14 protein-coding genes are annotated in these 14206 nt (G+C 47.3%); 10 read left to right on the top strand and 4 right to left on the bottom strand.

Annotated elements, in window-relative coordinates; all coding sequences use genetic code 11:
* Positions 1-96 precede the first annotated feature (96 nt).
* The gene (locus QMA04_RS09635; protein ID WP_290185415.1) at positions 97-270 is read left to right on the top strand and encodes a hypothetical protein; all 174 of its coding nucleotides are present in this window, start codon (positions 97-99) and stop codon (positions 268-270) included.
* Positions 271-1053: 783 nt separating this feature from the next.
* Positions 1054-3051, top strand: a complete 1998-nt coding sequence (locus QMA04_RS09640) for a penicillin-binding transpeptidase domain-containing protein (protein ID WP_290185417.1) — start codon at positions 1054-1056, stop codon at positions 3049-3051.
* Between the two features lie 83 nt (positions 3052-3134).
* Here QMA04_RS09640 and QMA04_RS09645 read toward each other — a convergent pair whose 3' ends face one another.
* Positions 3135-3476: a hypothetical protein gene (locus tag QMA04_RS09645; RefSeq protein ID WP_290185419.1), complete on the bottom strand. Its 342-nt coding sequence runs from the start codon at positions 3474-3476 to the stop codon at positions 3135-3137.
* Positions 3477-3999: 523 nt separating this feature from the next.
* On the opposite strand from QMA04_RS09645, the gene QMA04_RS09650 reads away from it, so the two are divergent.
* The 4 genes from QMA04_RS09650 to QMA04_RS09665 all read left to right on the top strand — a co-directional run bounded on the left by QMA04_RS09650 (position 4000) and on the right by QMA04_RS09665 (position 7456).
* Positions 4000-4386, top strand: a complete 387-nt coding sequence (locus tag QMA04_RS09650; protein ID WP_290185421.1) for a MerR family transcriptional regulator — start codon at positions 4000-4002, stop codon at positions 4384-4386.
* 38 nt (positions 4387-4424) lie between these two features.
* Complete coding sequence (locus QMA04_RS09655) at positions 4425-5732, top strand: hemolysin family protein (protein ID WP_290185423.1); 1308 nt, start codon at positions 4425-4427, stop codon at positions 5730-5732.
* Positions 5733-5811: 79 nt separating this feature from the next.
* Positions 5812-6867 carry a hemolysin family protein gene (locus QMA04_RS09660; protein ID WP_290185425.1) on the top strand — a complete coding sequence of 352 codons (1056 nt, stop codon included), beginning with the start codon at positions 5812-5814 and terminating at the stop codon, positions 6865-6867.
* Positions 6868-6967: 100 nt separating this feature from the next.
* Complete coding sequence (locus tag QMA04_RS09665) at positions 6968-7456, top strand: DUF4306 domain-containing protein (RefSeq protein ID WP_290185427.1); 489 nt, start codon at positions 6968-6970, stop codon at positions 7454-7456.
* Positions 7457-7627: 171 nt separating this feature from the next.
* Here the strand turns inward: QMA04_RS09665 and QMA04_RS09670 are convergent, their stop codons facing one another.
* The 3 genes from QMA04_RS09670 to QMA04_RS09680 form a co-directional block, all read right to left on the bottom strand.
* Positions 7628-7798 (bottom strand): hypothetical protein, encoded by a 171-nt coding sequence (locus QMA04_RS09670; protein ID WP_290185429.1) that lies wholly within the window; start codon positions 7796-7798, stop codon positions 7628-7630.
* Positions 7799-7861: 63 nt separating this feature from the next.
* Complete coding sequence (locus tag QMA04_RS09675) at positions 7862-8104, bottom strand: hypothetical protein (protein ID WP_290185430.1); 243 nt, start codon at positions 8102-8104, stop codon at positions 7862-7864.
* 22 nt (positions 8105-8126) lie between these two features.
* Complete coding sequence (locus QMA04_RS09680; protein ID WP_290185431.1) at positions 8127-8288, bottom strand: hypothetical protein; 162 nt, start codon at positions 8286-8288, stop codon at positions 8127-8129.
* A gap of 140 nt (positions 8289-8428) precedes the next feature.
* Here QMA04_RS09680 and QMA04_RS09685 point away from each other — a divergent pair, with 140 nt between their 5' ends.
* From QMA04_RS09685 to QMA04_RS09700, 4 genes are all read left to right on the top strand, one after another.
* Positions 8429-8830: a hypothetical protein gene (locus QMA04_RS09685; RefSeq protein WP_290185432.1), complete on the top strand. Its 402-nt coding sequence runs from the start codon at positions 8429-8431 to the stop codon at positions 8828-8830.
* A 175-nt stretch (positions 8831-9005) separates the two neighbouring features.
* Positions 9006-10508 (top strand): flotillin family protein, encoded by a 1503-nt coding sequence (locus QMA04_RS09690; RefSeq protein WP_290185433.1) that lies wholly within the window; start codon positions 9006-9008, stop codon positions 10506-10508.
* Positions 10509-10764: 256 nt separating this feature from the next.
* On the top strand, positions 10765-12315 hold the full coding sequence (locus tag QMA04_RS09695) for a response regulator transcription factor (RefSeq protein ID WP_290185434.1): 1551 nt from the start codon (positions 10765-10767) through the stop codon (positions 12313-12315).
* Positions 12275-14074: a sensor histidine kinase gene (locus QMA04_RS09700; RefSeq protein WP_290185435.1), complete on the top strand. Its 1800-nt coding sequence runs from the start codon at positions 12275-12277 to the stop codon at positions 14072-14074. The genes QMA04_RS09695 and QMA04_RS09700 overlap by 41 nt, the downstream gene beginning before the upstream one ends.
* The last annotated feature ends 132 nt before the right edge of the window (positions 14075-14206 follow it).

Below are 14206 nucleotides of genomic sequence, written 5' to 3' on the forward strand. Positions count from 1 at the left end.
TACCGGCTAACTTTAGACACGGCCAGGCAAACAAGGTATGCTTAACCCAGTTGACCTGACCGTTTTAACGGCGGGGGAAACGGAAGGATGATCTAAATGACATTTCTAGACAAGCTGAATCAATTAAAAGACAAGTCGATTGAAAAAGGCAAAGCGCATTGGGAAGAAAACAAAGACGACTACAAAGAAAAAGCATCGAATTATAAAGATAAAGCCATGGTCATGAAAGACGACGTTGCGAATAAAATCAAAGAGAAGACAAAGAAGTAACTGTGAGTTAACCAGGCGTGTATGCGCTTGGTTATTTTTTTGTGGAGAGGGGGGCTGGGTGAGGGGATGGGGTGGTGTTTTTACAGGTGCTATATGAGTTTGTACATGACATTTTAACGCTCTTACATGAACAATTCGTGTTTCTATCGGGATAGCGGGGGGCAAGGTGAAGATATGTTGTTTCTACAGGCGCTATCCGATTTTCTACCTCACCTATCCTCGCTCTTACATGAACAACTCGCGTTTCTATCGAGATAGTGGGAGGCTAGGTGAGGATATCCGATTTCTACCAGCACTATCCGATTTTCTACCTCGTCTATCTTCGCTCTTACATGAACAACTCACATTCCTACCGTGAGAGCAGAAGTCTACCAGAGGATATGCGGTTTCTACCAGCACTATTTGAGTTTGTACATGAGATATCCTCGCTCCTACATGAACAACTCACATTCCTACCGTGAGAGCAGAAGTCTACCAGAGGATATGTGGTTTCTACCAGCACTATCCGATTTTCTACCTCACCTATCGTCGCTCTTACACGAACAACTCTCAATCCAACCACGAAAGCAGCACCCTACCTCACAAATTCCGCTTTCTACAAGCACTATTCCCATCTCTACCTGCACACTCCACGTCTCTACCTAAACTATCAAGCATCCTACTTTAACGCCCCCTCAAAACCCAACCACTCCTATACAATGAAGTTAATACAGAAAATTCAGTCTTTATATTCTGACCCATTCAAGCGATAATAAGAGAAAGCTAAAGAGCGGAGGTCATGTGATGAGGAAGACCATCTTATCAGCCATCTTCTTTCTATTGATTCTCGTAGTAACGGCGTGCCAGGAGGAGGACGCACAGCCGGCACCTGAACCGCAGGCGGAAGAAGCCGCCGAGACGGTCGAGTCGCCGGAACCCCGTGTTGCCGAGTTTATTGAGCTGTGGAAAGCCGGCGATTTTGCCGGCATGCATACCCATTATTTGAACCAGGGCACGCAGTCGGTTTATGGGGAAGAAAATTTTGTGGTGTGGCAGCGGGAGCTTCACGAACAGTTGGGCATCGACAATTTGGAAATTTCCTACACCAAACCGGAGGAAGATGCCGAATGGACTCAAGAACAGCCGGCGGACTTCACGATTCGGGTAAAATTCGATACGATCATCGGTCCGGTGGAATTCGAAAAGACGCTTACTTTATTGTATGAAGCGCATGGCGAAGTGGAAGACTGGTTTGTGGAATGGGATCCGTCTTTCATTCTGCCGAATCTGGAAGCTGGGGACCAGGTGACGACTGAAATCACTGAGGGTCCGCGCGGCGAGATTGTGGACCGCAACGGGCAAGCGATCGCTTCAAGCAGCACAGGCTATGAAGTCAGTGTGATTCCGGAAAACTTCGATGAGGCCAAGAAGTCACAGCTCGCGGAATTGCTGGGGATGAGCGAGCAGGCGCTGGAGGACAAGCTCAATCAGCCGTGGGTCCAGCCACATTTTCTGGTGCCGATTGCGCAGATCAAAGCGGATCAAAAGAAGTTGGATGAATTGTTTACAATTCGCGGCACGAAGCGGGACGAAGTGGCGATGCGGACCTATCCGTATGGCGCTGCATTGGCGCATATTACCGGCTATACCGGCCCTATTACTGCGGAGCAGCTGGATGCGTGGAGCGGCCAGGGCTATTCGGCTGAAACGCTGGTCGGGCGGCAGGGGCTTGAAAAAATTTTGCAGGAGCGGCTCCGCGGAGAAGCGGGCGGCCGCATCATTTTGAAGAAGCAACGGGAAAACGCCGTCATCACGTCGGTGGACAATGAACCCGTGCCTGGCGAAACGGTGGCGCTGACCATCGATGCCGAATTGCAAAAAGCACTCTACCTTGCAATGGGCGGCAAGGCAGGAACCAGTGCGGCGATCGATCCGGATACCGGCGAAACGCTGGCGCTGGTCAGTTCACCGGGGTTCGATCCCAACGAATTTATTCCGAACATCACCAATAGCCGCTTCCAGGAACTTGCGAACGATTCGCTGCAGCCGTTCTTCAACCGGTTTGCTGCAGTGTATACACCGGGGCAGGTCATACAGCCGGTCACCGCAGCCATCGGACTGGAAAGGGGTACGCTCGATCCGGCGGAAGGGCTCGATATCACCGGAAAGTCTTGGCAGCGCTACCGTTCGTGGGGCGATTACCGGGTGACGCGTCCGCATGACGACGTGCCGAATCCGATTGATTTGAATAAAGCGCTGGCCCATTCGGACAATATCTACTTTGCCCAACAGGCACTCAATATTCCAAATGATGAATTCCGGAGTGGCTTAGAAGACTTCGGCTTTGGCGAAGAAATCGCCTTCCCGATCGAGCTCACTCCTTCGCGGATTTCCAGGGACGGCACATTCGGTTCGGAAGGCCAGCTCGCCGGGACGGCTTCCGGACAAGGGCAGATGCAAGTCAACATCCTGCATCTCGCCACTCTCTACAGTCCCATTTTGGCAAACGGCACTCTCTATAAGCCGACTTTATTACTCGATGACGCAGACCAACAAGTATGGAATGAAGGCTTGCTTAACGCTGAAAATGCCGAAACGCTGCAGGCAAGCTTGGTCAACGCCGGCAGCGAGCTGGGGCTGGAGCTCGCGGGCAAAAGCGGCACCACACGCGAAAGCGGCGAGCAGAACGGTTGGTTTGTCGGCTACAGCCTGGAAAGCCCGGATCTCATTTTCGCGATGATGGTCGAAGGGGAAGAATCCATAGGGGGATTGGTGGAACAGGTAATCAAAGGGCAAGACTAAGCATGGAGCCAGGCGGATACCGCTTGGCTTTTTATTATTTTCCGACAAAAAACGCCCCAAAGGACGCTTGCTGCCAACAACTGCTATTCAAATTGCTGATTTTCCGGCGGACCCAATCGATCGGTCAACACCTCCAAAATGTCATCGAAATATTTTCCTTCGTACCACATTTCCTTATACGACGCGGAGCGGATAATCGCTTTTTTGTCCACTTTCGTCACGTCAATCTGTGCCGTGTGGCTGGACCCCGTCTCCTCGATTTCCTTCCTCTTCTCGCGGATAAATGTCTCCATGTCATCCGCTTCGTAATGCTGGAACGTCTCCACTACCTCGTCAAACAGCGGCATGGTATCTTCCGGGCTTTCGAACAGCCAGGAATACCCCTTATTTTCATTGGCCAAGCGCAAAGTCAGTTGATATTCCAAAAACGCCATCTCCTTTTCAAAGCTAGTTGCCAAACCTGAACATCGATTTTACGAATAAACCCCGTGGCTAAAGACCGTCATCCAGCAAGAAATTGCTGTATTAAGGCTATACCCGATTGGCCGGCAGTCAGTCCTGAAAAATGAAAAATAGGCGAGAGAGAAGTCAAATTGGCGGAAAAAGTATCTTGTTTGCAGAATCCCGCACGTTGTTTGCAGAATCCCAAAAACCACAATTGGAAAAAGAAGAAAGACCACTTCAGGCATCCCGTGCCCGAACCACTCTTTCGTTAAAACCAACACTCCCGGACAAAAAATGTCGATATCATGTCGAATCTCCTAAGTATTTCAATATTTCCAACAAAAAGCGGCACGTGTCACTGTATGCTTTTTATTGGCATGTGCTATATTTCTATTACATAGAAAAGCTGCTTTGTCGCAGTGGATCAAAACGGATTTCAGCTGCTCGTAATTTTAGCGGCTGAACGGAATCAAAAAGGGAGGCGTCTGCATTGGGAAGGGATTAATGAAAATCGGAGAAGTTGCAAAAATGAGCGGAGTATCAACCAGAACCATCGATTACTACACGGTATCCGGCTTGCTGCATAGCGAACGTTCTGAAGCCAACTACCGGCTTTATCCGGCATCCACTTTGCAGACGCTTGAACGGATCCAGCTGCTGAAGAAACAGCGTTTGTCGATTTCCGAAATCAAAGAAATCCTCAACGCGCCGGAAAGTCCGGAAACCGATGGGCTGGTGGATGAAGTTACCGAAGAATTCGAATACCTGCAACAAAAAATCACGCGCTTGGAAGAGCAATTGAAAGATGCGCCAAGTTCCGTGAAGCTGCACATCAGCAAAGCGCTTGAGCATCAAGTGGCAGCCATTGCCGCCTTGATCGCTTTGCTGTAACCAACTTTGGAGGTGAATCCCTTTTACAGGGAGAACACGTGGATATAGTTACCTTATTGAATTTAGCGTTATTAGTGATATTGATTGCCTTGACGGCCTTTTTCGTCGGCTCGGAATTTGCGGTCGTGAAAATCCGCATGTCGCGGCTCGACCAATTGATTGCAGAAGGCAATAAAAAAGCAGTAATGGCCAAAAAAGTGGCCAGCGACTTGGATTATTACCTGTCCGCCTGCCAGCTTGGCATTACCGTAACGGCACTCGGGCTTGGGGCGCTCGGGAAACCGACTGTCGAACGCTTGATGTACCCGATCTTTGAATTTTTTGCCGTATCCGATGCTGTAGCATCTGCTGCTTCCTACGCGATTGCGTTCCTGCTTGTGACGTACCTTCACGTCGTGATCGGTGAGATGGCGCCTAAGACTTTGGCGATCCAATTCGCTGAAAAGATGTCCTTGCTTTTGGCACCGCCATTGTATTGGTTCGGACAAATTATGAAGCCGTTCATCTGGGCGTTGAACGGAGCTGCCCGCGTCCTGTTGAGACTTTTCGGCGTTCAGCCGGCAGGGCATGAACAGGCCTATTCGGAAGAAGAGCTGAAAATCGTCATGGCCCAAAGCTATGAAGGCGGAGCCATCAATGAAACTGAACTTTCCTACATGGAAAACGTCTTTTCATTCGATGAGCGCGTGGCTAAAGACATCATGGTGCCGCGCACCGAATTGGTGACACTGGATAAAGACATGCCGTTAAAAGAAATCATCGAAATTTTGGATGAGAACAATTACACCCGTTACCCAGTCACGGAAGACGGCGACAAAGACCGCGTTCTCGGCTTTGTCAGTGCCAAGAAAATGCTTCCACATATTGTTGCAGGACGCGATTGGCAACTGGAAGAATTCATCCTGGAATTGCCGACCGTCTTTGAAGCGACAGGCCTGCAAGATGCGTTATTGCACATGCAGAATGCCCGCGTCCACATCGCTTTGGTGGCGGACGAGTACGGCGGTACAGCCGGCATGATTACAATGGAAGATATTTTAGAAGAAATCGTCGGCGAAATCCGCGACGAGTTTGATGCAGATGAAGTTCCGGACATCAGCAAAATCAATGAAGACCAATACTTGATTAATGGCCGTGTCCTGTTGAAGGACCTTGAGGAACGTTTCGGACTTTCTTTTGATGACAGCGAAGAGATCGATACCATCGGCGGCTGGATTCATTTCAAGAGCCTGGGAGAAGTTCAGCCAGGCGAAACAGTCACGGAAGACCAGACTCTATGGACGGTAACGGAAATGGACAACCAGCAGATCAAGCAAGTCATGTTCCATAAACAACCGACCAATTAATCGAATAAACTGGATCGTGAAATAGCTAGTAGAACCTACAAAATAACTGGAGGTGAATCCCTCAATTGAGGGATACAACTTGGATGGACAAATAGTAATTAACTTGATACTTGTGGCGTTACTCATCATCGCAACCGCATTTTTCGTCGGTGCCGAATTCGCCATATTGAAAGTACGGATGTCGCGGATCGACCAATTGATATCAGAAGGCAACAAAAAAGCTGTACGGGCAAAAGAAGTAGCTAATCATCTGGACTATTACCTGTCCGCCTGCCAGCTGGGAATCACCGTAACTGCCTTGGCCCTTGGTGCATTAGGGGAGCCGACAGTTGAACGAATGCTGCACCCGCTGTTCGTAGCCTTTGAGGTACCGGCAGCATTATCGACGGTTCTTTCCTATGCGATTGCATTAAGTATCGTAACGTTCCTGCACGTAGTCATCGGAGAATTGGCGCCTAAAACCTTGGCGATTCAGTATGCCGAAAAAATGACCTTGCTCTTGGCACCGCCGCTGTACTGGTTCGGAAAAATCATGAACCCCTTCATTTGGCTCATGAATGGTTCGGCGCGCCTGTTGCTGCGTTTATTCAAAGTAGAGCCGGCCGGCCACGAAGAAGCCCATTCAGAAGAAGAATTAAAACTGATTATGGCGGAAAGCTTCCAGAGCGGTGAGATCAATCAAACCGAATTGACTTACCTGAAAAACATCTTCGCTTTCGATGACCGCATTGTCCGGAACATCATGATTCCACGGGAGAACATGGTCACGGTCGACAGCAATTTGACCCGTGATGAACTGTTCAATGTCATCGACGCACACGAGTACACACGCTATCCGGTCACCGATGCCGGCAATAAAGACCAATTGATCGGCTTCATCAACACCAAAGAAATATTGACGAGCATGGCGGCGGGACGGATTCAAGAACCCGAATCGTTCATCCATGAAATGACCAGCTTTACAGAAACCACACCGATCCAGAAAGTCCTCACAAAAATGCAGCAAAGCCGGACCCATATGGCGGTCGTCACCACAACAGACGGCGTCATTTCAGGACTTGTGACCATGGAAGACATCCTGGAAGAAATCGTCGGAGAAATCAGCGACGATTCGTACGAAGTGGAACCAACTTAATTGGATTAGAAGAGAAGCCTTCAGGTTTCTCTTCTTTTTATGTGATTTGGAAAATTATTGATATAATGGTTGGAAAAGAAACTGAGGAAGGAGAGGTTGAATGCAAAATGAAAACGCAAGAAAATCAAAGCAAGCTGTCCTGTTCTTTGGCGCCTTGACCTTTTTCGCCGTCGCCACATTCATCAGCCTCTATGAAGGAAGCCAGCTCGACGATATTTCCTGGGAATGGCCGTATTCTGCGGTGTTCACTAATTGGTTTAGTGGAGGAGTGACCTCGGCAGATGATATCCTGACCATCGACTACCTCGTCTATTCAGCCAAATTCGAACCGTTGTTTCCGCTCATCATGTTCGTTTCCGGCATGATTTTGTTCCTGCAGCTGTCTTTCTGGATATTCAGAGGAAAGAAGATTGTATGGAGTGTGTTTCTGTTATTATGCGCAACCGCGCTGCTGGTGCTCAGCGGGGCATTAATGGCTTCACCAACCGATGGATTGGAGCTGTTCTCGAAATTTTTCCTCGGAACCGGCATCCTTATCGTGATTTTTACTGCCTCATGGTTAATAAAAGCGAGGAAACTGCCGTCTTGAAAGGCTTGCTTGCGGAATGTGCGAGTTTGTTTGCGGAATCGAGGGCGTTGTTTGCGGAATCCAGCACTTTGTTTGCAGCAGGCTCAAACTATTGAATAAAAGACGAAAACGCTTCCGGCACTCACCATGCCTGCAGCGTTTTTTGTTGGTCCTTACAACAATCCGTAACTGTCATAGCCCTTTCCCGCGCAGCTCCAATTGTTTTTGTTCCAAGGCAATTTTGTCGCGTTGCAATTGAATTTCAGCCAGTTGGATCTGTGATTTTCGGTTCATATCGAAAGCGGCCAGCAGGAGGAAGCCGGTGCCGAGGATGGCCACCAGCAAGAAGATTCCAATTTCCATAGTTATCCCTCCTTTTATTTAATAATAGAATATATTTCCATGAAAGAAAACCTTTAGAGGCCCCTACCCATGGAGTGCCTGTTGCGCGCGGTGCTTATGCTCTTTCGCTACATAAAAATCATACTGTGCCGAACTCGCTGCATTGTTGAAAAGGGGTGGAGTGGCATTAGCATTCACTTTCAACACCGCGTCATAAGCGATGCCGTTCGCGCTAAGCTTGCCCGCAGCCTTGTAATACATATCGTCCCCAAAAGCCGTATAAGCCAAATGCTTCTTTTCAAAAAACAGCCACCGGATCAACCCCATATTTTCCAACCCCTCTCGAGAATTACGGTCTCCGCCTCAACTCTTCGGCGATCGCTTTCAACTGTTCATTGCGTTCTTTTGCCAGTCTCAGGCCGGTAACCACGGCATAAATCACAAAGCCAAATACGACTAAATAAAAAAGAATGGTCAGTATCGGAATCAGGATGAAAAATTCATTCATCATACGCGCACCTCCTTGTACCTGTTATACGGCAGGAGTGGGAAAATGTTTCAAAAAGATCAGTAGAAGTCGCACTTTGGAACTTCTGCCTTTCTAAAACGTTTAGTCAGAAAAGAGTCGGTTGTAAATGAAGGAGGGAAATCATGGAGACGTTCGCTTGGCTGTTTATCGTAGTGGGAACCATCCTGCTTCTCGTCATGACCAGCTCCTATTTCAGCTGGTGGGGCCAAAGCCTGGTCGTCATCTATTACGGAAGCCTGTCGTTTCTGTTTATAGTCATGACCCGCCGCATTAATGAAAAATACAGCAGCATCACTCCGGTTCCGGATGCTTACTGGGATGAAAATTCGCAATGGGCAGAAACTGCATCGCATCTGATACTTCTGCCATTCATCGGTATTTTAATTTACATTTACATCAATTGGTTCACCAATGCCCGCACTGTAATAGCGAGAGTTCTGATTGCTTTCAGCCTGTTGCCGGCAGGGATGCTCGTCTTCTTCTTTTATTTCATTATCGACTTCGGTTATGGCTACCGGCCGTGAAAGAGATGCCATTTTTAATTTGTTGTAAAAAGATTTCCTTTTTTTGAAACATTTAGACGAATAGTTCGTATGAATACTATAGGTCACCATCCCGGAACATGAAGGAGTGTAACTTGATGGCGAGCTCCTATCAGGCAAGCAGCAAGATAATCATTCGAAAAGGAGTGGAAGCAGCATGGAACAAATAGGCATCATTACCGTTATTATTGCTCTACTAATCATCGCAGCGATTGCAGGTGTAGGATATTTCTTATGGATGAGAATCCGTTACCGCACTGCCAAATCCAATGAAGCGCTGATCATCACCGGGCCGAAGCTTGGGGATCCGGCAAAAGATACAAATATTTTCACAGACGATGAAGGGCGTTCGATGAAAATCATTCGAGGCGGCGGTTACCTGCTGAGACGTTTTCAGACCTCTACACCTGTCAGCCTGACATCGTTTCAGTTGAAACTGTCGACGCCACGCGTTTACACGAACGCCGGCGTGCCGATTGTCGCTGATGCTGTAGCGATGGTGAAAGTGGCGGATACGTTGAACGGCATCGCCAACTACGCCGAGCAATTTCTAGGCAAAGAACAAGACGAAATCGAATCAGAAATCATTGAAGTGCTGGGCAGTAACTTGCGTGCTATCCTGTCGAAGATGACGGTAGAAGACATCAACAGTGACCGCGAGAAATTCAATAACGATGTTCAGGATGTTGCACAAAAGCAGCTGGACCTCATGGGCTTTAAAATCACCTCACTCGGTTTGACCGATTTGCGGGATGCCGATGAAAACAATGGCTACCTCGAAAATCTTGGGCGGCCACGGATTGCAGAAGTCCGCAAACTGGCGGAAATCGCGGAAGCCAACACCGAACGCGAAACGCGCATCCACCGGGCGCAAACTGACCAAGAAGCAAAAGAGGAAGAATACAAGCGCCAAATTTCTACAGCCGAATCAAAAAAAGACAAGGACCTGAAAGACGCCGCCTTCAAGGAAGAAACTGAGCGGGCGCGTGCCAAGTCCGAGCAATCATACGAGTTGGAAAAAGCCAAGCTGTCGATGGAGATTCAGGAAGAAGAACTGAATTTGAGATTCATGGAACGTGAACGCGCTGTTAGGCTTGAAGAAGAGGAAAGCAAAGTCCGGAAAACAAAAGCCGATGCCACTTACTATGAAACAACTCGTTCTGCAGAAGCCGATGCCCGCCGAGCGGTCATTGACGGGGAAGCAAAAGCGAAGATCAAACGAGATGAAGGGGCTGCAGAAGCAGAAGTTATCCGTGAGCGAGGGAAAGCAGAAGCAGAATCCCGCAAACTGTTGGCGGAAGCGATGGAAGAACATGGCGATGTCATCATCACCGAAAAACTGATCGACATGCTGCCAATCTTCGCAGAGAAAGTAGCCTTGCCGCTCAGCAATATCGATTCGGTGAAAATCATTGATTCCGGCAACGGCCAAGGCATTCCGTCCTTCGGTAAAAGTGTCACCAAAACAATGGTCGACATGCAGGAACCACTTAAGGAAATGACCGGCATCGACGTCGGTGAGTTGCTGAAATCCTATGTGAATCGCAACAACCGTCCAGCCGAACAGGCCCCGATCGCCACATTGCCGGCTGTCGAAAAACAACCAGGTGTTTCAGAAGAAGAGTTCATTGATCCGAATGAAACTGAAAAAGACAGCTAAAAAGCGGAATACAACCCGTCACCTTTTGCTTTAATCAGCGATGGGGTGACGGGTTTTCTTCATTGAACATGATCCCTTAAAGGGAGATAGGTTTTTAAAGAAGAAGGAGCATTGCTTAGTTTAATCTGTATGATTAAATAAAAAGGTGTTACTATGTCTGTAGATTGGCACAAGAGAAATAGAAGCAGGTGCCGAATGAAGAGGATGTTCAGGGCCAGTTTTTTTCTTATGGGTTACATTTTAAGGGGGTATATTCATGGGAGAAATGTGCAAAGTGTTGATTGTCGATGACGAGATGCTGATCAGGCAGGGAATCATCAATTATATTGATTGGGAACAGGAAGGGTTTCAGATTGTTGGGGAAGCGTCGAATGGCCAAGAAGCGATGGAAATGATCGGGGAATTTTCACCGCATATCGTCGTGACGGATATCGTTATGCCAATTATGGACGGCATCGATCTGGTCAGAGAAGCGAAGAAAGCCTATCCTCATCTTGAAATCATTGTGTTGAGCAGTTTTGAAAACTTCGATTACGTGCGTTCGACTTTCCAGAACGGAGTCGCTGATTATATCCTGAAGCCGAAGTTGAACGGCGCTGAATTATTGCGGATTTTGAAGCAAATCGTCAACAGGATTCCAGGTTTGCAGGAAGCCGACTCGCTGGAAAAGCCGAAGCGTTCCCCTGAGGTGATGCTTGAGAACATGCTGCTCGGCTACGACTCGTCAGCGGATGGGACAGTCTTTCCCAACAGCCGCTTTGTTTTGGTGCGCATACACGGAAATAACCTGGATTCCGCTCAGCTGAAAGCCGTCTTCAACCGGACGCCGCTTGAAGAGCTCGCTGTTTATTCGTTTGCTGCCAGTGATTCGGAATCGATGATTTTGCTGAATTTCAATCCAGTTCAGTTGGAAGACATCAAACGAACCATTGAAAGCCACGCGGCCAAAACTTCGCTTGCCATATGGATGATGTTCGAACCGTTCGATAAAATCGACGACATTAAAAAGGTCCACGATGAAGGCTTCGCGAAGATGAAGAAGTATTTATTTTATTTGCCGGAACAAAATGTATTCGTCTACGACAATTTGCCGGAAGAAAATGAAAAACAAGCCAGCTTTGACCTGAATCATTTTATTGAGATGTTCAAAGACCGCCTGTTCAATACTGCTTTTGCATATCTTGAAAATCATGTGGCGGATTTAGCAGGCCGATACAACAACGACAGCTTTGAATTCAAATCATTTTTAGGGAATATCGTGTTCAACATCATCGTATTACTGGATGCCATGAAATACGACAACAAGGAAATCGAACAAAAGAAATACGGTTATTTCTCGGCCATCAACGATGCGGAACATGTTCACGAAGCGTTGGCGCAATTCAATGCTTTCCTGGAAGAAGTACGGACCAACATTCTGTCGCTTAATAAAACAGGGGAGCAGGAAAACAACATCGATAAAATCCTGGCGTATATTGAACAGCATTATACCGAGCCGCTCCGTCTGTCTGAAATTGCCAGCCATTTTCATTTCAATGCATCGTATCTGTCTTCTTATTTCAGTGCGCACCACAAAGAAGGGTTCAGCGAATACTTGAACCGGGTGCGGATCAAGAAGTCCATGGACCTCTTGGAAAACAGCCTGGTCACCATTTCGAACATCAGCGGAATGGTCGGCTATTCGGATCACAGCTATTTTTGCAAAGTGTTCAAACGCATAACCGGGACGTCGCCAGGCAGTTACCGAAAGGAGTTCCGTGCCCGACATGAAAATGAAGAAAATGGCCTTTCTCATCTTACGAAATAACAGCCTGTTCATCAAAATGTTCCTGATCATGATGCTCAGTATCGTGGCCGTATCTTTATTGATTACCTTCAGCTCGATCCGGATGTCTTCCAACTTGTTTATGGAAACCTTCAGCATTTCAAACACGAAAGCCCTGGAACAGATCGAAATCAGATTCGAAGATTATAGTTTTGCCATCGTCAATGCCACGAATGAAGTCCAGAACAACGGCACCATCAAAAAAGTATTGACGCAGGAAAATACAAACGCTATCGAAACATCGAAATCCTATCACGACATCAGCCGGCAGATTGAACGCATTTATCCGACGGTCGAGTCCTACGACACCAATATGATTGTGCTCGGCAACAACGAACGCCTGTACAATATGAATTATTCCAATTGGCCGGTGTCTTGGGACGTACTGCGAAACCATCCCATAACGAAGTACACCATCAACCGGCCCAATACGCTGCTTTATCAATTTATGCCTTCTACGTCGTTTAATGACAAACCGATGATTGTGGCCACAAAAGCACTCATGGAACGGTCGACCGGCGAAATTTATGGCGTGCTGTATTTTCCGATTCTCGAAGAGCAATGGAAAGAGCTGTATGAAGGGTATACCAGTACGGAAAACGAAGTGCTGCTGGTCAACCGGGCAGGGCAGATCGTTTCCAGCAATAAAGAAGAAATGATCGGTGACAAAGCTGATGAGCTTCTGGCATTGGCGGAAAAAGTGGAAGATGAAGGATTGGAATTCAAAGATGTCACTATCTCTGGCACAGATTACATGCTGATGTCGCAATACCTTCCGACCTATGACATGTATTTGGTGAATCTGGTGGATAAAGACGCAGTATTGGCCAATTTGATCAACACCAAAGAAATTCTATTGATCAGTCTGGGCATCGTCTTGTTGGCTGTGATTGTGGTGTTTCTCATTTCCCGGCGGATAACGAATTCCATCAGCCGTTTGGTCAAGCAGATTTCAACGAGCGCCAAACACGAATTCAATCGGCCGATTGCCGAAACAGGCGGCTACGAAGCGAAGAAAATTGCCAATGCTTTTAATTCCATGCTCAATGAATTACAGGAATATGTCGGCCTTGTTGTCCAGGCGCAGCAAAAACAGCGTTCTGCGGAACTGATGGCGCTGCAGCATCAAATCAATCCGCATTTTCTTTACAATACTTTGGCTTCCATCAAATTCATGATCCAGCAGGGCAAAAAGGAAAAAGCGACGGATATGATCCATGCTTTGATTTCGTTATTGCAAAATGCCCTGAGCAACGTCGACCAAACCATCACCGTCGAACAGGAAATAAAAGACTTAAAAAATTACGTGCTGATCAATCAGGCGAGATACGGCGAAGGCATCAAAGTGAATTTCTTCATTTCGCCCGATTGCCTGGATTACCAGTTGCCGAAGCTGATTCTTCAACCGTTTATCGAAAACGCTTTTTTCCACGCGTTCAACATCCAAAAAGAAGGCTTTGTCCAAATCCTGGTTTCTGAAAAAGGAGGCAACCTGTTATGCGAAATCGTCGATAACGGCGATGGCATGGAAATCAAAGGCGACCATACCAAAGAAGACATCAAAGAGAAACGCCACTTGTTCAGCGGCATCGGCATCCGCAATGTCCATGAGCGCATCCAGATGCTGTATGGAGAAGAATTTGGCGTAGAAATCACCAGTGAAATAGGAAACGGCACAAAAGTGAAAGTCGAATTGCCGCTTCAGATTTCCGCAAAATCTAAAGAAATTACCAGCATCTAAGAATAGTCCGACTAAATTATCGGAAAGTTTGAAATATCTAAAAATTATCAAACAAACACCTAAAGATTGTGCTAACAATCTTTTTTTTTGTGTCGTTATACTGTAGACAAGGTGCAAAGTTAAGCGCTTACA

Origin of the sequence: Planococcus sp. APC 3900 (genome assembly GCF_030407735.1) — a bacterium.
Lineage (GTDB): Bacteria > Bacillota > Bacilli > Bacillales_A > Planococcaceae > Planococcus > Planococcus notacanthi.